The sequence below is a fragment of the Ferruginibacter sp. SUN106 genome (assembly GCF_050611765.1).
Lineage (GTDB): Bacteria > Bacteroidota > Bacteroidia > Chitinophagales > Chitinophagaceae > Ferruginibacter.
In genome coordinates, this window is sequence record NZ_JBODJC010000001.1 from 703,383 (window position 1) to 723,212 (window position 19,830).

The 19,830-nt window shown below is 39.2% G+C and carries 12 protein-coding genes; 2 read left to right on the forward strand and 10 right to left on the reverse strand.

Translation table 11 applies throughout. The annotated features are described in order from the left end of the window. Positions 1 to 33: 33 nt before the first annotated feature. From ACQ334_RS02830 to ACQ334_RS02875, 10 genes are all read right to left on the reverse strand, one after another. Positions 34 to 1,134 (reverse strand): hypothetical protein, encoded by a 1,101-nt coding sequence (locus ACQ334_RS02830; RefSeq protein WP_430986647.1) that lies wholly within the window; start codon positions 1,132 to 1,134, stop codon positions 34 to 36. Positions 1,135 to 1,190: 56 nt separating this feature from the next. Continuing rightward, the gene (locus ACQ334_RS02835; RefSeq protein WP_430986648.1) at positions 1,191 to 2,594 is read right to left on the reverse strand and encodes a hypothetical protein; all 1,404 of its coding nucleotides are present in this window, start codon (positions 2,592 to 2,594) and stop codon (positions 1,191 to 1,193) included. 67 nt (positions 2,595 to 2,661) lie between these two features. Next, positions 2,662 to 4,566: a hypothetical protein gene (locus ACQ334_RS02840; RefSeq protein WP_430986649.1), complete on the reverse strand. Its 1,905-nt coding sequence runs from the start codon at positions 4,564 to 4,566 to the stop codon at positions 2,662 to 2,664. Between the two features lie 32 nt (positions 4,567 to 4,598). After that, on the reverse strand, positions 4,599 to 5,969 hold the full coding sequence (locus ACQ334_RS02845; RefSeq protein ID WP_430986650.1) for a hypothetical protein: 1,371 nt from the start codon (positions 5,967 to 5,969) through the stop codon (positions 4,599 to 4,601). A gap of 192 nt (positions 5,970 to 6,161) precedes the next feature. Next, positions 6,162 to 8,099 carry a hypothetical protein gene (locus ACQ334_RS02850; protein ID WP_430986651.1) on the reverse strand — a complete coding sequence of 646 codons (1,938 nt, stop codon included), beginning with the start codon at positions 8,097 to 8,099 and terminating at the stop codon, positions 6,162 to 6,164. 12 nt (positions 8,100 to 8,111) lie between these two features. Continuing rightward, positions 8,112 to 10,187: a tetratricopeptide repeat protein gene (locus ACQ334_RS02855; protein ID WP_430986652.1), complete on the reverse strand. Its 2,076-nt coding sequence runs from the start codon at positions 10,185 to 10,187 to the stop codon at positions 8,112 to 8,114. Positions 10,188 to 10,221: 34 nt separating this feature from the next. Then, positions 10,222 to 10,869, reverse strand: coding sequence for a hypothetical protein (locus ACQ334_RS02860; protein WP_430986653.1), 648 nt, complete (start codon positions 10,867 to 10,869; stop codon positions 10,222 to 10,224). Positions 10,870 to 10,952: 83 nt separating this feature from the next. After that, positions 10,953 to 12,182: a hypothetical protein gene (locus ACQ334_RS02865; RefSeq protein ID WP_430986654.1), complete on the reverse strand. Its 1,230-nt coding sequence runs from the start codon at positions 12,180 to 12,182 to the stop codon at positions 10,953 to 10,955. Positions 12,183 to 12,259: 77 nt separating this feature from the next. Continuing rightward, positions 12,260 to 13,564, reverse strand: a complete 1,305-nt coding sequence (locus ACQ334_RS02870) for a M12 family metallopeptidase (protein ID WP_430986655.1) — start codon at positions 13,562 to 13,564, stop codon at positions 12,260 to 12,262. A gap of 182 nt (positions 13,565 to 13,746) precedes the next feature. Beyond that, positions 13,747 to 15,663: a T9SS type A sorting domain-containing protein gene (locus ACQ334_RS02875; RefSeq protein WP_430986656.1), complete on the reverse strand. Its 1,917-nt coding sequence runs from the start codon at positions 15,661 to 15,663 to the stop codon at positions 13,747 to 13,749. A gap of 158 nt (positions 15,664 to 15,821) precedes the next feature. Here ACQ334_RS02875 and ACQ334_RS02880 point away from each other — a divergent pair, with 158 nt between their 5' ends. Then, on the forward strand, positions 15,822 to 17,786 hold the full coding sequence (locus tag ACQ334_RS02880) for a tetratricopeptide repeat-containing sensor histidine kinase (protein WP_430986657.1): 1,965 nt from the start codon (positions 15,822 to 15,824) through the stop codon (positions 17,784 to 17,786). Between the two features lie 96 nt (positions 17,787 to 17,882). Beyond that, positions 17,883 to 19,820 carry a tetratricopeptide repeat protein gene (locus ACQ334_RS02885; RefSeq protein ID WP_430986658.1) on the forward strand — a complete coding sequence of 646 codons (1,938 nt, stop codon included), beginning with the start codon at positions 17,883 to 17,885 and terminating at the stop codon, positions 19,818 to 19,820. The last annotated feature ends 10 nt before the right edge of the window (positions 19,821 to 19,830 follow it).

Genomic DNA, 19,830 nt, shown 5'->3' on the forward strand with positions numbered 1-19,830 from the left:
CTACCATCCTGTAAAACAGGGAATTTTATGATCTTATTTACCCAGCATATTTTTCAGCAGGTTAAAATCAACAGCTTTAATAATGTCTGTATAAAATTTTGCTGCAATTGGTTCTTTATGATTCGCCCTTACATATACACAAAAAAATTGCGGCACTGATCTTGGTAGTTTTTTATTAAAGTAGCCCGGGTTGGGTTTAATAAGCACTTTTCCAAAAGGGTCATCATCAGTAGTAAAGAGATAGTTGAAAGTACTTTTTGGATCAATCTTTACAATGGCAGGTTGCTCCAGTTCGGCAGCCGGCATTGTAAGCTGTGTTTCGATGGCTGCAAATGCAGGAGCATATGTTTTTTGATTTTCTGCTAATAGTTTTTCATATTTGGTCTTTTGTACCCCGTATTCTTTTTTCATGTACTGCTCCATTTTAGCAGGATCGTTTTTAAATTCTTTTTCTTTAAACGATTTTTCGATATCAATATTCTTAAGAGCGTCTTTATATCCGCCTGCAGCCATTTCCTGCATAGCGGTAATAGCTTTTATTCTCTTTTCTAAAAATTCTTTCCTGGTTACATAAGCATAAGGAAGTTTATCATCGTAGGTGATGAGCCACATGCTGCTTTTACCTGTCATTCCAAAGCCTAGATTGGCATCAATTTCGCCAAAATACCAGTAACCATCTTTTTTAATTGGTATATCCGGCATTACGTTAAAGCATTCCATTAATAAACGATCTCCCTGTGCAGTATCATAAATTTCAGCCTCAAACATATTTACGCCCAGTTGAAAATAAGAGGAGGTTTCATCAGCCACTTTTACAGTTGTGCCATTGCAATAAAAATTCAGCGGCATGATATTGTAGTAATAGCTATTGGCAGGCATGTTGGAATATGGCCGGTTGTAGGCACCATGAAAATTAGCCTGTACACCCATCGGGCTGTATTTTGTTTTTATCATGGCATGCATTGCTGCCACGATCTTTTTTTCTTTTACCAATTCTGCGGCTGTTCCTCCTTCGGAGCCTTTAGGACTTTCTTTCCAGGAGCCATTTTTTTGTATCAATGATTGTGGTGTACAATCCTGCGCATTACATAGTGTAGCTGATAGAACAGCGATGATCAACAGCGAAAATTTCATGTTGCTGTAATTTGAGGAAGCTTATAAAGATCAATATCGATCTTTATTCAATACTATTAATTTGCCTTGCCGTAGGCAGAATAACCCGGGTAAGTAACATCCGATAACCATAATAAGCGGCTTCCTTTTACGCAGGAAAAATAGGCGTCGTAAGTTTTTGGTTTACCCTCCATTTCTGAAAAATATATCTGCCATGCACTGGGTAATGTAAATTTTCCATTTGATTTTGCACTTTGAAATTTGATATTGCCCACGAAGCCGCTGGCAACACCGATATCCCATTTGTAAGTACTGTTTTCCCCAAATATAAATTTTTGAGAAGAAGCATGTGTATCAGCACCGGCACTGGCTCCCGTGTATGCGTTAACGTATTGCGTCATGCCGCTAAAGTTATTGGTCCAGGTTCCGTTAAGGTCACTGGCAGCTACGGCAAACTTATTTCTAAACTGCATATTGGCAGTTTTGTCCCAATCGAATTCGGTATTGTGATAAGGGCCAAATTCTTTTTCATAATCTGCTTTGGTATCGGTAACAAATTCAAGGTAGGCACCGCTGCCATTACTGTAATGTTTTTTGAATAAAACGATGTGTACTTTTTTGCCTGTTGCATTTTCTGTAGCATCTGCCTGCACAAATGTTATGGATTGCCAGCTCTGTATCGTCTTCCATTCAAAATTGCTCATGTTACTATAGCGGGGTGCTACTAAAATATTCCAGGCATTATAATCCTGTTCTTTTAAAACTGAATTATAGGCATCTGCTTTTGCATTGGGGTAATGGATCAATATTTTAATTCCTCCTTTTAATACCTGTACCCAATCTTCCTGTACAGTACTCGTCCAGCCATCATCAAAGTTGGTGGTGGTAAATGTAAAACTGCCTTTTTTTGCAGGTGCAGCAACAGGAGGAGCAACCGTATTGTTTGCAGTGGTATTGGGTTTACTTACGGGAGTGTTTGTTTTTGCAATGGTAGTTGCCGGCTTTTTAAAACTTAATGATTCCATAAAAGCGCTGACTTCTTTTTCGTAAGCGCCGGTATTGGTAATTATTACAAGATTGATCATGTGTTGATAACCGGTTACTGTAGCAAGTACCACGACGCCTTTGCTGCCTTCAGCCTCAAAATTAGCAGAGCCGCTTTGTACGTCCCATTCATTTTCTTTAGCAGGTTCCTGCATTTGCGGAGCATCTTTTACCGTAACAAGGCTTTTGATTATTGTTTCCCAGGCATCATCAAAATTTTTCTTTGCATCGGCAGAGGCTTCCACAGATTTGTATAAAGTGATGGCACAGTAAGCACCTGTGGCTTTATCCTGTTTGATAAACTGTACCACATTTCCCTGCAATTGTTTTTTCCATCCTTTTAAAACAGTGTAAGTGGTAAGGTCCAGGGTTTCTTTTTGAGCAAATGCTATTGCTGCGCCAGCCAGCAAAAAAAACAAGAAGCATATTTTTTTCATGATGATCAATTTATGCTTAAAGGTATTATGGCCAGGTATATTAGTATATCCTGTAAAAAAGGGAATTTTATTCTTTTTTGATCTTTACATTACTCATATATACTTTAATAGTATCTGCGTCATTGGTGCTGTTGCTCCAGAAAATGGTATTGAATTTTGTACCGGCAGGCACACCGCAACTGATGCATTTGCCGCCATAGGTCATTTTAAAATCGGTGCTTACGGCAACAGCTTTATTATTGATGAATACGGTAAGCACATTATTTTTAACTGTAACCGCCACATGAATTTTTGTTTTTTTGTTTGTAAATTCCCGTAGCGGATATTCATATACCAGGCCACCTGAATAATTTTCAGTATTTACTTCAGGAGTTGAATTGATCCTTATTCTTACAACACCCCTGTAATTATTGTTGTCATAATCTCTTTCATTACCGGAAATAACATCCATACTGATTTTAGTGCCATTACCACCATTTACCTCTGTGCCATCTGCTGTTGCCGGCCGGGTATTTAAAGACAGGCTGACGGCACCACCGGTACGGGAATCAAAGTCGCCATCGGTTATTAAATCGTACTCTAATGTAAAATTTTCTGGTATTGGTTTTTTTAATAAAGAGGGATTTACCGGGGTATTATAACCCAGTTGCAACCATTTACCGGGCTGATTTTTTATTGTTGTAACAAATGCATGCTTGCCATATTTTCTAAAAAACCAATTTACGGGTTCTCCGCCTTCATTGCCGGACGAAAAATCATCTGCAAAAAAAGTATTGGCAGGTAAAGCTGCGGTGTTGGCAACAGGATTAAGAGCTGCAACAATCTTCTTCCTGTAATTATCAAGTCTTGCTTTTAACTGATCTTCATTAGCGGCTGTATATGCTTTGCCTTTTACTTTCTCAGGATCAAAGAAATAATTATAAATATAATCGTAGTTCAGGTTTTCCGTCATAGAGCGGTACATCTCGTATAATTGGTTGCCTTTCTCTTTATTTTGATAATAAAAGTAGGCTACTATCCATTGCGGCTTATCGGTTTTACATTTTTCCAGTACCTCTTTTGTAATTTTATAAACAGGGTACACAGGATCGGAAACGCCTTTTTTAAAAGGATCAATATCACCATAAAAATCATTGATAGTGGGTTGTAAATGATTTACAAGAGCAGGATCATTCAGATGGTCTTTGTACACATCAAGCCATTTACGGATACCTTTTCTAAAACGATCAAACTCAGTTTCCTGGTACGCATAAAAACTTTCCCTTCTTTTTACAGTTGCTTCATCGGTGCCCTTGTTCTGATCAAGTATATCATCTTTTTTCTTTTGTAATTCTTTATCAATACCAGCAAAAGCGCCATTTAAGTACTCACCAATAGTTACTTCTACAAAGGGTGGTTTATTGTTTGGTGCCAGTAGTACAATCTGCGATTCATTACTACGGGTTACATATTTACTAATGGAGGGGAATTTTTTAAGGTCAAGGTCTTTTTTGTCATTTGCATTAGCGCCATAACCATCTGTTGGCCAGGTAAAATAACTATCTCCGTTATAATTCAGAAAGGGCACTTTATAACTGGCAGGTACTAAGTTGCACCATACGCCAAAAGGTGTATTCTCTTCCGGTATAGGTTTAAAACGTCCTTTTTCATCTGTCCATTCTTTATCATGGCTTACATTCCATACTAAAAATTTAACGCCAAAGGATACACTATTATTTATACGGGTAACAGTTCCAAGGCCACCTATCGGAGTGTAACTTTTTTTCACCCAGTCTACAAACAGGTTAGTAATGTCTACCCTTTTTTTTTGTATCGGATCGGTGGTGGGTTTTAAAGCATTGTCAAAGCGATTGTTATCCCACCAGCCAATCACGCTATCTGGTATGCGTTGTTCCGGTGTAAGTTGTGCAATTGATTGTAACGATAATAAAATGATAAAGGTGAATAATGCAGCGCTTGTTTTTTGTGTCATAATTTTTTTGGGTTGTATATAATTCCTTCTTTTTATTTTGATTTTACCAGTCTGTATTGCATGCCACCGGCATCCATGCACAAGATCCTTCCGCCCCGTATTACTTTAAACCAGCTGTTAAAATTTTCTGTTTTACCTTCCCACCTGTTGGTGGCTGTAATGCTCCAGTTGCTAACAGTATACCTGCCTTTATAATTTTGCTGAAAGGTGTTCATTGCACCCACTACACCGGTAGCGCCATTGTGTATGCTGGTGTAATTACCGCCTGTATTAAAATTAAATGTAGCACTCCTTGCAGCCACTGTCATCCCGGCATAACCACCCGGGTTACCTGATGCAGCAGTATAATACCATTGCATTGTAGCTGTGTTTCCATCCTGCCAGGTGCCTGAGATATCATTTTCACCGATAGCAAATTTGTTGTAGCTACCCATGTTTGAAAGATCGGATGGAGACCAGGCATCTCCATTTGCTTTTGGAAATTGCTGCCATAATGATGCTTCATCTTTTGCACTTGCGATGGTAATATAAGCTGTGTTGGGTGAAATATCCAAACGCATACCTATAAATCTTTTTTCGCCTGATTGTTTATCAGTTGCCCATCCTTCTATATACCTGGGTTTTTGTGAGCTCATTACTTCTCCATTATCCTTGTATTGTTTTGTTTCTATGTTGAAATATTTTGACACATAGTTATCCCAATAGTAATCCCTGTCCACTATTCCTGTTCCAGAAAAATCACTTGCATTATAAGGCAATGCATACCACAGGTACACTTTTATATCTCCTTTACTTACCAGTATCCAGTCGTCTTGTATCACACTGCTCCAGCCATCATCAAAATTGGTGGTGTTAAATGCATAGCCGTCTTTTACAACAGGTTGATCATTACTTTGTGTGGGCTGCTGTACATCAGTTTGCTGTGTAGTGGTTTGCTGTGCAGTGGTTTGGTTTTGCTGCTGCATATCAACACCTGTAGTTGTTTGCTGTTGTGCCGAAGCGCCGTTTGTTTCTCCCAAATACAATTCTGTTTGATTTTTTCCGGATGAGATATAAGCTATTACAGCATGTCCATCTTTTTGTAACCATTGACACTTTTTATCAGTTGCAGAAGGAGTGGCAGTCCAGCCTGATGTATTGAATAACTGGTTCAGCGAATCTGCGGTGAATGTTACCGGGAGGTATAACACTTCAATATTGTTAACAGTGGCGCCTGTATTTTTTGCCTCTGATTGCAACAGTGCCTTTGCTGCCACTTCTGTCAGCAGCCTGCTGTCTTTTTTAGCACCTGCAGGTAATGTTATGGCAGTAACAATTGATTGCGTAGCAGGCATTACTTTTTTTTGTGCTGTACTTAGTTGTGTAATTAAAATACATACCAGTGATGTAATAAAGTATTTCATAACCGTAAATTAAAATTGAACAATTATTTCTTTTCACAAATGGTTTATCGTATGTTGTGCAGTCCGAATAGCACCAACTGCTACTTAATAAATAACATTCCCATTGTTTGTGTTGTAAAGATGGTATTTGCAGCTATGCTTTCCAATCCTGTAAAAAAGGGATTTTAGTTTATACAATACATAAAGATGTGGCTAATTTTTACTGATCTTTATATTGCTGATATAAACATTCACCGCATTGGATTTGCTATCGGGGCTCCAGTTTTGCGTATTGTTGGTGAATGTGATCTTGCGGAATGCGGTGCCCGGCGGAATACCTTTACAAACACAATTGTTGCAGTAATCCTTTTTAAAATCTGTTGATACTGCAACTTGTTTATCATTGATAAAAAGAAGGGCACCGCCATTATTTACTTTAATTAAAACATGCAGCGCTGTTTTTTTATTGGTAAATTCACGCAGGTCATGAGTGTAGTAAAAAGCCCCTTCATAACTGCTTACTGTGGAATTAATTTTTATTTCGGCATTGCCCCTGTAATTATTGTTGTTGTAATCTGCTTCGTTTCCGGCTTCAATCCTTAATGAGAGTTCAGTGCCTTTTGAGTCAGGGACAACCCAACCTTCACCCGTAGTTGGGTATGAACTTAAATTTATAGTTACCGCACCGCCGGTTCTAAAATTAAATTCATCAGTTGCTACATCAAACTCCATTGTAAAATTTTCGGGTAACGATTTTTTTAATGCAGTGGACGGGGAAAGATTGTTATGCTTACCAAGTTGTACCCATTTACCTGGCTTGCCGTTTAATGCAACAATAGTTGCAGGGTTTGTTTTTGAATCGTTCCATCCAGCCGGCCTGTCGCCATTGGCGTTGGCTGAAAAATCATCCATAAAAAATACGCCCTGCGGCAATGGGTTAGTTTCAGTAACAGTATAATGTTTTTTCAACCGCTGTATTTGTTCTTTTTGTTCTGCGGCATTGGATGGTGCGTAAGCAATGCCTTTCACTTTTTCCGGATTAAAAAAATAGTCGTACACATAATCATAATTAAAATAACATAGCATGGCTTTGTACACTTCAAAAGATTTTACCCTTGTACCTTTCTTTTCCAGGGGCCAGGTAATTTCTACCCAAAGCGGCTTATCTTTTTTGCTGTTATCAATGGCCTCTTTTGTATAACGATAAACAGGATATCCCGGAATATCCTGGTACCAGTCTTCTACAAAAAGGGTGGTATTACTGTTTACAAAATCAGCAAATGACGGGCCTGCCCAACCATACAAAACAGCAGGTTCATTCAACCGGTCTTTATATTTCCCTTTTAATGTGTTGAGGTTTTTTATGCACTGCGGATATTGTTTTTCATCCAGGTCTTTTATTACACCGGCATAATAGGACGGGTTGTTGGATGACATATGCCTTGCTTCATCTTTTTTTCCCTCCAGTTCCCTTTGTAAACCTTTTTCACAAAGCGCCAGTACTTCACCTTTTGTTAATTGCACAATGGGCAGTTTGTTGCCGGGTGTTAATACAACGGTTACCCAGCTTTGGGATAGAAAATAGACCAGGTATTTTGAAAACCTGCTGTCATCATGCAATCCAAATTCTTTTACCTCATCTATTAACTTTTGATTGGTAAAAGTACTGGCATAATTGTCTTTCTGCATGGTAAAATAAAAACAATCGGGTGAACTAAGCAGTGCAGCATTATTAATACCTGCAAGGGTATTCGTATAAATGAAGACATCGTTATGGTCTTCATTTGGCGTCATTTCATATTTGCCTGTACGCTGGTTTTTATAAAATCCATAAATGCCCGCCGTCATTCCAATACTTTGTGGCACCGGAAATTTGTTTTGCCGGGAGGTAAAGTCTCTCTGGTAAATATCTCCAAAACCACCGATAGGCACATAACTCCGTTGCATCCATGTAATAAATGAATCCCTTAATGATTGCTGGTACGGAGAAAATGTTTGTCCATCAACAACCAGTGGTTTATATTGTTTATTTTTAAAATCAGCCAGGCTTTTCCATCCTATAACACTGTCCTGTATACGCTGTTGCATTGTGGGCTGTGCAAAGGAGGGTGATATTGCTGTAATAAAAAGTATTAAAACAATTGTCTTCATTGCTGTAAAAAATTATTTCTGAAAAATACCAGTGCCATAAATAGAGCCACTGCCACTGATCAAACTTACTTTTCCTTCTATACCTGCGTCAATTGAAACATCACCAACACCTGCAGCTGCACTTACGCCCCCTACTGTATATACATCACTTACTCCATTCCTGTCTATTTCCATACCAATACGACCCCCTGCAGATACACCAACAGTTAATGGGCCTGTTTTTACTGTCTTACCTATTTGTGCGCCCACTTCCACGTTGCAGGTCATAAACTGGTCGGCAAAAGTTTCCTTATCCATGTTTTGTTTTAAGCCCAGTTTAATAATACCTGCATCCAGTTCTGTGGTCATCCTGCTGCAGTCTGATTTTATACTGCCTAATCCCAGTTTCAGTTCGCTGTGGTATTTACAGGCCACATCATCAAATTCCGACAGTTTCCCTGCTGCACCGGGAGTTGGTTTTACGCATTTGTAGGTAGTAATGGATTCAAAGCCCACAGGCTCTTTTCCTTCAAGTACACCCAGCCATGTCATTTGGGTTTGTAATTTTGTGGCTTCAAACATTTCAGGCCATTGCACATACATCAGCCAGTAAGCAAGGTCATTCAGGTAAGGTTTTTCAAAAGACAAATATTCTTTGTATAAATTTTCCAGTTCACTGTTGTAACCACTTAAATACTGGTCGCAGGTAGCTTTGTATTTCGGACAGAAGTCAACGTTAGGCAACCCTTCCCCGGTTTGTTCCAGGTCTTGTTTACGCAGCAATTCCATCGAAGCTTCGTAATTCTTTTTTAACTGAACCGCTCTTCCCGACAGGAATGCCGTCATTTTTTTTGACCATGCTTCCAGTTTGCGGCCGTACTCCTCTGTAACCTGGTTTGCTTTCAGTGATGCCGCCGCCGCATGCAGAGGCATGGCTGTTAACATGCCCTGCGGGCTACCTGCATTCAGCGAAGCTTTTACCATGGCAAAATCGGCCTCAGTTCTTTTCTGCTGCATGTCGGCAGCAACTTTCATAGCATCTTTGTATTGCTTGCCCAGCATATTGAGCTTACGATCCAGCTGCTCCCTGTAACCGGCCCATACGGGCTCAAGGGCAATACACTCATCAACCGACTTTGGAAAAGATGGTGGTGCAGAACCACCAAGATTTAATGGATCTACTTTTGTTTTAGGGGGCAGCTTTACATCATCACTATTCATTTTATAACCCAGTTTGCGTAACCTGTCTTCTTTATCTTTTGAATACGCATGCAGCATCGATTTTTTTACCAGGCTCACCGCTTCTTCTTTATTTCCTTTTTCTTCTGCAATAAATGATTTGGTAAGATTAGCCTGCGGATGATTGGCATAGATGCGTATGGTACTGTCTAAGTATTTTGTGGATTTATCCATATCACCCAAACCAAACCAGGCCTGTCCCAGGTTATTCAGGATTGTGCTGTTGCCGGGATATTTTGTGTTAAGATAGTTAAGCATGGGAATTGCCGATTGCTGTATGCCACACATTGATATCATAGAGGCATAGTTGGCCAGGTTATCATTATTAGCAGCATCTTCAACACAAATTTTGCCCATGATGTATAAAGCCGGTTGCAATCGTCCCATTATCCATAAACCTGTTGCAGTATTGCCAATGGCATCACTGCTTTTGCCAGATGATTTTAACTGGCTGTAAATTTTTTCTGCCAGCGTTTTTGATTCGGGCCATAACAATTGCAATGTTTTATTATGCACATCCGTAACAAATGCAGCTACACTGCCGGAAGATAAAGGTGTTTTAAGAATAGCGGCGATTCTGTCATTATCTCTTTTAGGTACAATAAGATTTTCTGTTTCCCATGCCTGGGCCAGTTGTTTATCACTTACTTTGGGCACGTTTTTTAATGAGGGCATTTTAATACCCATACTATCCATCATTTTTTTATCCTCCGGGCTCATTTCATCCACCGCCTTCTGTGCCTCTTTCATCATGTCTTCCATTTCTTTTTGTGTAGGCGGCTTTTCTTTTGGCGCAGGTTTTTTACCCGGTTGTGCCAACGAAAAAAAACTGGCGGAGAGCAAGAATAATAAGAAGAAATACTTTTTCATGAAAGAATATTTATGCGTTTAAATTTTAGTGGTATTAAAATGTACTGCCTATTGAAACAGGAGAAGGTGTAAAAAATGCACCATCCGCAGTTGCTTTAAGCAACCAGTTGGCATTGGTTAAAAGCCCGTTGGAAATATTGTATTGTATTACCCGGTTTCCGAATGAAGGATGCAGGTTGCCAAACTGGTCTTTAAATTCTAATGTTACTGTTATGCTTTCAATCTTCCAGGCATCAGTAATAAAATTCGGACTATAATACACAGCAAAATATAAACCTCTTGCCTGTAAATTGTCTAAAGTGTAAGCAGCCGCTGCAGTAGCAGGAACTCTGTCAAGTAACATTTCAAAATTGGAATTTACTTTAAATTCACTTTTGGATCCGCTTTGAAACAGATCAGTTCCTTTACCCCATACGCCATCTTTTTCTCTAAAAAAGAAGATCATATTAGACGGGGTTTCTTTATTATCATTACCGGTTCTGATATTAACTTTTGCAGAAGTGAGTGTGTATACACTGGGTGCTACAGTTTTTGGTGCCGGGGCTTGTGTTACCGGCGCTCTCTGAATTATAGTTTTTTTTATTGAGGAATCTTTTTTTATTGATACAGGCGTTTGTATCTGCGCCCTGGATGCCACAGTAAAAAGAATAACAGTTATAAGAAACAGGAGTATTTTTTTCATGATTAATTTGTTTTTTCAAAAATGCTGCAGGATAGCAATAAAAACCATCCTGTAAAAACGGGATTTATTTTTAATAGAAATTTTTACCTGATATTACCTACTGCATTCATCGCCGCTTTACTCATTACCCAGTTGCCACCGCCGCTTACATTTGTATTGCTGCCCCATGTGCCACTGAATGTTCCATTAGCCTGCATTGTTGCGGCAAATGAAAATTTACCGGAAGAAGTATAGGTATAACTGCCAGTCAATTGATTGTTGGAAAAACTATAATTACCATTGGCTATTACTGCACCTATATTGGATACCACCTGCATGGTGCCATCTGCATTTAACCTGAAGGAATAAAAATTAGGGCCGTTATTATTAGCTGTACCATAAGTGCCGGCCCATGTACCGGCAACACTCGTACCAACAGGCATGTTCACTGTTTTAACTCCACCAACCGTTTTGGTATTACCCATTTGTGTGTTGCCGGTATTGGCAGGTGGTACTACAGGATCGGGTGTAAATTCAACTTTAAATAAAATAGTATAGTTGCCATGGTCTCTTAAATTATTAACCGCTTCTTCATTATAATTAGTAGCAATAACTCCATTACCAAATCCCATATTGCTACGGGTTATATCAGCCAGGCTGGAAGTTTTTAATGGTACTGCAAGCGGAGTAAAGTCTCCGTATTTTTCCATACCAATGGGTCGTGTACCGGCCCTTCCTAATTCCCCCTGGTCGCCACCGGCTTTAATTTTTGATATACCAAGAGCTGTTACAGGTACTATCAATCCGGCGAGATTGCCGGTAGCAATATTGATACCTATTGCAATAGGTGCCAGTTTTTGAGCAATACTGCTGTAGGCGCCTTTTATAGTTGTGGTAAATGATATTGAATTATCAGCGATAGGGTCATGCTCCCAACCAACAGGAATTACAGTAAGCACATCACCATCGGCCATATCATATTCGCTGATAAGATCATTGCAGTAATATTTATCACCGCCTTTTATACCCCCCTTGTTATTACCAAACAGGTCAACACAGCTGCCAACACTGATGCGATTTGAAAAAGGACCGGTTGCATCTCCATATACCGAAGTACGTTTTTCGTAACTGCGCTTTACATTGCCATTCCTGTCGGCCTGTATAAAATTGAAGGTAAAAAATACTTCATCTCCTTTTCCATCGGCATTAAGAATATCATCCCAGGTTTCCCTGAAGCATTCAAAGCCGGCAAAGTAAACACGTATGCGGCCACTTTGTGCAAACATTGTATGTAGTGTAAAGGTTAAAAAAAACAGTAGCATTATCTTTTTCATTGTATAAAGTTTTATGGTACAAATATGTTTTGAATAGAGAGGTTATGCAATCCCTTAAAAACAGGATTTTATGCTGGTTAAAGACAACTGTCTTTATTCCATGATAAAGTAATTCTGCAACCACCCTTAATGGCCGGGAGCACATTCCATTTATAATTTAATAAAGTATGAACGCCTAATAATTTTGCTTTCCAGAAACTAATGCCTTTATTCACATCAATTTCATTCAGCGGAATTTGTATGGTTACAGTTGTCCTGTTTTCTTCTTTTATTAAAGAATGATTTTGTACCCACAAAAATGTTTCTGTATTATTTGTTTTGGGTATGCCGATCTGTTTCCACCAGGTTGTTTTTTTTGCATTTAATTCGCCCAATTGCAGGGTGAATTCTACTTTGTCTGCCGGTACTGCATTGTAGTCTACTTTAAAATCAACCATGTCGCAATCGTCTCCTGTACGTAAAGTGCCACTTGCACTGGAAGGTGAAACCGGGAAAGGGTATAACTGCCTTGCATACTGCCGGTCAATAGTTGAAAAATCAGTATTAAAAGGTGATCCTACACCATTGGTTGTAAGTTCTGCATCAAATGCATAATGCATAATAGAAAGCGGGTCATACGCGGAAAAGTTAGTGGTAGTTTTTGAATACTTCGCAAAAATATTAAAGTCAACATCCGCTTTTTGCCAGTTGTTAGGCGGGCCTGCAAAGTAGGCATATACTTTTTCTTTATCCCATTGTATACCACCGGCAGCAGGAGATTGATGTTCGTGGATAAATCCAAGCGCATGTCCAAATTCATGTTGTATCACTCTCCGGAATTCATCTTCAGCAGTGCTATTATCAAACATACCAAAATGCACCGTATAAAATTGAAGTGGGTTGAAGAGCACATCACGTCCTATCCATGACCAGCTTTTGTTATCATTGCCAAATTCCACTTTAATTTGTGCGCTGCTGAAACTGGCAGAAAAATCAAATTTTATATTAGCAATATTTTCCCATTGGCGGGCATAAAATCTTACTTTATCTCTTATAAAATCAGATGCGTTATTTGGAGAAATAAATACGGTAATAGTTTGCCCAGGGTCCCACATTTTATTGGTTTCTCCTGCAAGCGGTTGGCGGCTTACTCCAACTGTTGCATAACTGCCATCGCTGTTAATTTTTGGTGGCAATTTAACAGCAGCGAAATTTCTTTCCGGAAGATTGCCGGTAGAAGGAGCCCTGTCTATACACATTTTTATCCTGCTGAAATCATAAGTGGCAGGTAAATTTTTTATGGTCTTGTTTATAAGAACCGGTTTCTCTATCATTTTAACCGGTGGCTGTGCTTTAATAGTACAACAGCAAAACAGCGTAAGTACAAAAAATATTAGTTTCATTTTCAATTTTTTTTATTGTTGATAATTGATACTGTAAAGATGATATGTTGTACAGCTGTTTACAATCCTGCAAAAACAGGATATTATGAAATGAATAAAAAATCATGGAAAACAGTGAGGAGGATACTGTAACAATAACGGCGCAATTATGCGCCGCTGTTGTTATGAAGTGGTAGAGTAAATTATTGTTTAACAAAAGAAAAAGCTTGCATGGTTTTATCTTTCTTTATCAAATGAAGCATGTAAAAACCTGCGTTTAAGTTTTTAATATTCAACTGCATATTTACTGTTACTTTTTGTTGCAGCAATAGTTTCCCATCTGCTGAAATTACCTGTATAATATCATCTGTCAGCGGGTTAATATTTTTCAGTTGTAGTATTGCTGCCGCAGGATTTGGATATACCGTAACCTGGATATTTTTATTCAGCGTAATTTTTATTGTTGTTGAGTAAATAAACCTGCCATCAAGATCAACTTGCTTTAACCGGTAGAACAATACATTATCTGTTACATTGGTGTGAATAAAACTATAATTATTTTTTCCGGGTACATTATTTGCTTTTACAGTGGCCAGTTTTTTGTAGGTTATTCCATCTGTGGAAACTTCCACGTCAAAATGCGAACTATTGATTTCATTTTCAGTATTCCATACCAGTGTAACATCATTTCTTTTTACGCTAGCATCAAATGAAAGCAGGTGTAGTGGTAGTGTTCCGCCTGCAGAAATTTTTGATGAATAAATATCATAGTCGAGTGTGGTTCTTAAATCTGTCCATGCAATAAAAGCGCCGTTGGCCCCATCAGTAATAAGTTTTGCGGTAGTTTGTGCATGGCCTTCATTGGCAACTGGCACACCATTAACAGCCCATAGTGAAGCACCTGTAGCATCAAGGCCTTGTGCATAAATATCCGGTTGAGCACTGTTCCTGGAATCTGTCCACACAAATAGAGCGCCTCCTGCTGTTCTGGCAACCAGTTGCGGCTCTGTTTGTATATCGGGGGTATTGCAAACGGGAATGCCGTCTGCGGTCCATTGTGCAGCGCCAGCCGCATTAATCCGCTGGGCGTAAATATCCCTGTCTGTTCTCCGGTCTTCCCAGGTAATGATGGCACCACCAGCTGCATCGGCAATCATTTGTTGCGAAAATTGTATACCACTTGCGGTACAAATTGCTATACCATTGCTTGTCCATTGCACACTACCGGAATTGTTTACACGCTGTGCATATAAATCGGTATTCGATCCAAAATTTCTTTTATCTTCCCAGCACATAATAGCGCCCCCGCTGCCATCGGCAACCATTTTTGTATTGCTCTGCGCTGCAAAGTTTGGCTCAGAACAGATCACCACGCCATTAAATGTCCAGTCAGTAAATCCATTAGAGATATGCTGTGCATAAATATCCGGCTGTCCAAAATTTCTCCAGTCTTCCCATGCTACAATAGCACTGCCTGCACCGCCATCACTTATTATCTGCGGAATGTTTTGTAAGGATGATGCATTGCACACAGATATACCATCGATCGTCCACAAAGGTGCGCCTGCCTGGTTAAGGCGCTGTGCGTAAATATCAGCATTGGCACTACCGCCCCGGCCATCACTCCATACAATCATTGCCCCGGAGTTATCCGCCAGTAATTGCTGGTTGTTTTGTATACCCGTTGCTGTACAAACAGGTAAACCATCTGCCCCCCACTGTACTACTCCGCTTGCATTTACACGTTGTGCATAAATATCATAATTTCCTGCGCCGCCACCATTCCTGTCATCTATCCATGCAATAACGGCACCGCCTGCACCGTCTGTTACTATTTTGGGATTGAGCTGATTGAAAGCCGCCGTACATAAGGGTATGCCATCAGCAGCCCATAATAATGCGCCTGTTGCGTTTACACGCTGAGCATAGATATCAGTGGAAGAATTGCGGGTATCTTCCCATACTGCAATGTAGCCTCCGGTACCATCAGCTACCATTTGTACATTGGTTTGGTTACCGGTAAAATTACACACCGCATTATTTACCGAAGCGTTGCTGCTCCATTGGGCGTTGCTATAGTTACAGCATAATACTAAAAGCAATAGGTAGGTTTGTCGCATAAAGTTTTTTTGTAACAGCAAACCTATTGTGCAATCGCAGCATTTACTATCCTTTAAAAACAGGAGATTTTAAAAATAAAAATCCTGTAAAAAGGGGAGGTGGTTTAAGGTGTACTTTAGTTTATTTGTATTACGGATACAATTACTTATTTTACTGTATGAGAAAAATTATACTCTTCATCATTTGTCTTATCCCTTTTGCAGGAATAGCACAGAATAATGTTTTCGATAGTATCCGCAACCGCATTAAAACCCAGCCGAATGATACAGAAAAAGTAAGGCTGCTGGTACAGCTGGGTAATAAAATAAAATACAAAGACACCGTAGAGGCATGGCAGTGCCAAAAAAGAATTGACTCTTTTTCGGTCGCAAAAAAAAATGATTTTTTTAAGGCGCAATCTTATTTTTTGGCAGCCACTATACAACTGGCCAATCAAACGCAACCTTCCATTGATAATTATGAGAAAGCGATAAAAATATTTTCGAAGTACCCGGATAATTTAAGGTCAAGGGTATCGATGGGTACCAGTTATATTAACCTGGGATTACTGCATGCTAATAATGCTGATTACGAAACTGCCACTTTTTATTATTTAAAGGCAGAAGAAATTTATTTGAAGGATAATCCGAACAACAGCGACCTGGGTGTTTTATACAGTAATCTTTCTATTGCCTATGGTACTATCAACAGGTGGGATGAAGGCATTAGATACAGTGAAAAGGGATTGGCATTTGCCAGGCGGAATAATGATAAAGCCAACCTGCTGAATGCATGGTACGCCTACGGTGGTAGCCTGGTGAATGCTAAAAGAGATGCTGAAAGAGGTTTGCTGATACTGGATTCTGCAAAACAAATTGCGGTGGAGATGAACAACCTGAATATGATCTACTCCTGCGATTTTATGAGTGCGATGTATTATTACAATACCAAACAATACCAGAAGGCGATTGATTATTATACACTGTGCCTGGACTTTGCCAGGAAATATAATTTTACTGCGGGGATCGGTAATAATTTTTTAAATATTTCTGCCAACGAAGCAGAATTAAAAAGGCCAAAGCTTGCAGCAGCGCACCTGGATTCTTCGGCAAAATACCTCGACTATTCCCAGATCACTTCATCTAAACAAATGTATTTTGAAAACTATGCAGAAGTGTACAAGCAGTTAGGCAATTTTACCAAAGCCTTTGCTTATAAAGATTCTGTTGGTGTAATTAAAGATTCTTTATACCAGGCAGATAATATCAGGCAAATGGAATTCAGGCAGGCCAGGTATAATTATGAAAAAAAACAAAGTGAAGTGAATGAACTGGAAGCAGAAAAAAAGATCCAGGAATTATCTATCCGGCAAAAAAATATACTTAATTATATTTTGATTGGAAGTGCAATAACAATATTGTTATTATCATTACTTGCTTATCGTAATTACAAACAGAAACAAAAATTGCAGCAGCAAAGAATTGCCGAATTAGAAACACAACAACAATTAACTGCAACAGAGGCGGTATTAAAAGGAGAAGAGCAGGAACGCACAAGGCTAGCAAAAGACCTGCATGATGGTTTGGGTGGCATGTTGTCGGGAATAAAATATTCATTCAACACTATGAAAGGAAACCTGGTAATGACGCCGGAAAACAGCCAGGCATTTGAACGTAGCATGGATATGCTGGACAGTTCTATTAAAGAAATGCGGCGTGTGGCACATAATATGATGCCGGAAGCTTTAGTGAAATTTGGATTGGATACGGCACTGAAAGATTTTTGTGCCGATATTAACCAGAGCGGTGCATTAAAAATTAATTATCAATCCATAGGAGTAGAAAATGCAGATATTGATCAAACTACTGCCATTACTATTTACCGCATTGTGCAGGAACTGATCAATAATACATTAAAGCATGCTGCTGCAACTACTGCCATTGTGCAGGTAACAAAATCAGACGGGCAATTATCGGTAACTGTAGAGGATGATGGCAAAGGATTTGATGCTGCAATACTGCAAGGCGCAAGAGGAATTGGCTGGAGTAATATTCAAAGCCGGGTTGATTTCTTAAAAGGAAAACTGGATATTAATTCGCAGGAGGGAAAAGGTACTTCTGTTTTGATTGAGTTGACTGTATAGCACCGGCTCCTCTTAATTAATACAAAATCCTGTAAAAAGGGGAGAACTACAATCTTATACTATTAGTTTATTTGCATAATTGCCATAGATACAGCCATGCGAAAATTTCTTTTGATAATTATTTTTTTTTCAACCCCTGTTGTTTTTTTTGGGCAGCATAATTCTGGTAAAGATAGCTTGCTGCACTTGCTGGCCATTGCAAAAACAGATACAACCAAGGCAAATCTTTATTTTGCAGTATCCGAACTATACGAAAATTCGGCGCCTGATTCTGCCCGCTACTATATTGCAAAAGGTGGCGATTTAAGCAAACAGCTGAACTATAAAAAAGGTATCCTGAAATCGTACAGGATGTTTGCCTATGTTCTTTCTTTTCAGTCAAAATTCGATTCGGTATTATACTATAATAAACTGGTGCTGGATATTGCCCGTAAGGATAAAGACTCATTTAATATTGGCGTATCGCTTTTTAATATCGGCACTGCTTACCGTTTTATGAGTGAGTTGGATAGTGCAGTACAATATACATTAGAAGGCTCAAGGATACTTGATGGTAAAGGATACTACAATATTGAAAGTACTGTTAATGATGGGTTGCAATCGCTTTACATGACGCTGGGCCAGTATGATAAAGCTATTGAATATGGCAATAAGGCTGTATCACTGGCAAGAAAAATTAATGATAAGGGACAACTGGCCAATGCGCTCAGCAACCTCGGACTTTCTTATGCAGGCCTGGATAAATTAGCTGATGCAAAAAAACTTTTTAATGAAGCGATAGCGATTGCGAAAACCGACGAGAATAAATCCCTTGAAGCAGTGGGGTTAAATAACCTGAGTGATATTGCAATAAAAGAAGGCAATTTTGAGATACTGCAAACTTATGGTGAGAGAAGTGTTCAGTTGGCCGGTGAAATGGGAGACGATGGTACGATGGTGGGTGCAAAACTGGTGCTGGCCGTGTATCATTTAAGTAAAAGAAATTATGTACAGGCGCAGTCGCTTGCAAACGAAGCCTTACAACTGGCGCAAAAACAAAACCTGCTGGAAGGAAGAAGTACATCACTGGGAATGCTTTCTAATATTGCTTTTGCTATGCAGGATTATAAAAAAGGCTTTCAATATTTTTATGAAAGGGATGATGCGCAAGCCAAGGCGTTCAATGAATCGATGCAGCAAAAAGAAGTAGCGACCAGAATAAAATACGAAACCGAAAAAAAAGACAACCAGATATTATTGCAGCAGGTGCAAATTCAAAAAAAGAACACACTTAATTATTTGTTGATGGGAGGTGCTGTAGCATTGGTAATAATTTCTTTGCTGGCCTACCGTACATTAAAACAAAAGCAAAAACTGCAACAGCAACGTATCAACGAATTAGAAACAGAACGACAGTTGACCGCAACAGAAGCAGTATTAAAAGGTGAGGAGCAGGAACGTACAAGGCTGGCAAAAGACCTGCACGATGGTTTGGGAGGTATGTTATCAGGAATAAAATATTCATTCAACACTATGAGAGGAAATCTGGTAATGACGCCTGACAATGCTCAGGCTTTTGAACGCAGCATGGATATGCTGGACAGTTCTATTAAGGAAATGCGCCGGGTGGCACATAATATGATGCCCGAAGCGCTGGTTAAATTTGGATTAGATACGGCATTAAAAGACTTTTGTGCAGACATTAATAATTCCGGTGCATTGCAGGTATCCTATCAATCTATTGGCCTGGAAAATGTAATGATCGATCAGACGGTTGCCATTACTATTTACCGTATTGTTCAGGAACTCATCAATAATACGATGAAGCATGCTGCCGCTAAAACAGCTGTGGTGCAAGTGAGTAAAACCAATAACCAATTAACTGTAACCGTGGAGGATGATGGCAAAGGTTTTGACACAGCTATTTTAAATCGGTCGGGAGGAATTGGCTGGAGCAATATTCAAAACCGTGTTGAATTTTTAAAAGGTAACTTAGATGTGCAATCCGGAAAGGAGAAAGGAACTTCAGTGCATATTGAGATCAATAATTTATAAATTTAAATTC

What these genes read in the sequence shown, in the direction of transcription:
- ACQ334_RS02875 (WP_430986656.1), bottom strand. Translation starts at nt 15,663, where the DNA reads ATGCGACAAACCTACCTATTGCTTTTAGTATTATGCTGTAACTATAGC.
- ACQ334_RS02845 (WP_430986650.1), bottom strand. Translation starts at nt 5,969, where the DNA reads ATGAAATACTTTATTACATCACTGGTATGTATTTTAATTACACAACTA.
- ACQ334_RS02885 (WP_430986658.1), top strand. Translation starts at nt 17,883, where the DNA reads ATGCGAAAATTTCTTTTGATAATTATTTTTTTTTCAACCCCTGTTGTT.
- ACQ334_RS02870 (WP_430986655.1), bottom strand. Translation starts at nt 13,564, where the DNA reads ATGAAACTAATATTTTTTGTACTTACGCTGTTTTGCTGTTGTACTATT.
- ACQ334_RS02840 (WP_430986649.1), bottom strand. Translation starts at nt 4,566, where the DNA reads ATGACACAAAAAACAAGCGCTGCATTATTCACCTTTATCATTTTATTA.
- ACQ334_RS02830 (WP_430986647.1), bottom strand. Translation starts at nt 1,134, where the DNA reads ATGAAATTTTCGCTGTTGATCATCGCTGTTCTATCAGCTACACTATGT.
- ACQ334_RS02850 (WP_430986651.1), bottom strand. Translation starts at nt 8,099, where the DNA reads ATGAAGACAATTGTTTTAATACTTTTTATTACAGCAATATCACCCTCC.
- ACQ334_RS02835 (WP_430986648.1), bottom strand. Translation starts at nt 2,594, where the DNA reads ATGAAAAAAATATGCTTCTTGTTTTTTTTGCTGGCTGGCGCAGCAATA.
- ACQ334_RS02865 (WP_430986654.1), bottom strand. Translation starts at nt 12,182, where the DNA reads ATGAAAAAGATAATGCTACTGTTTTTTTTAACCTTTACACTACATACA.
- ACQ334_RS02855 (WP_430986652.1), bottom strand. Translation starts at nt 10,187, where the DNA reads ATGAAAAAGTATTTCTTCTTATTATTCTTGCTCTCCGCCAGTTTTTTT.
- ACQ334_RS02860 (WP_430986653.1), bottom strand. Translation starts at nt 10,869, where the DNA reads ATGAAAAAAATACTCCTGTTTCTTATAACTGTTATTCTTTTTACTGTG.
- ACQ334_RS02880 (WP_430986657.1), top strand. Translation starts at nt 15,822, where the DNA reads ATGAGAAAAATTATACTCTTCATCATTTGTCTTATCCCTTTTGCAGGA.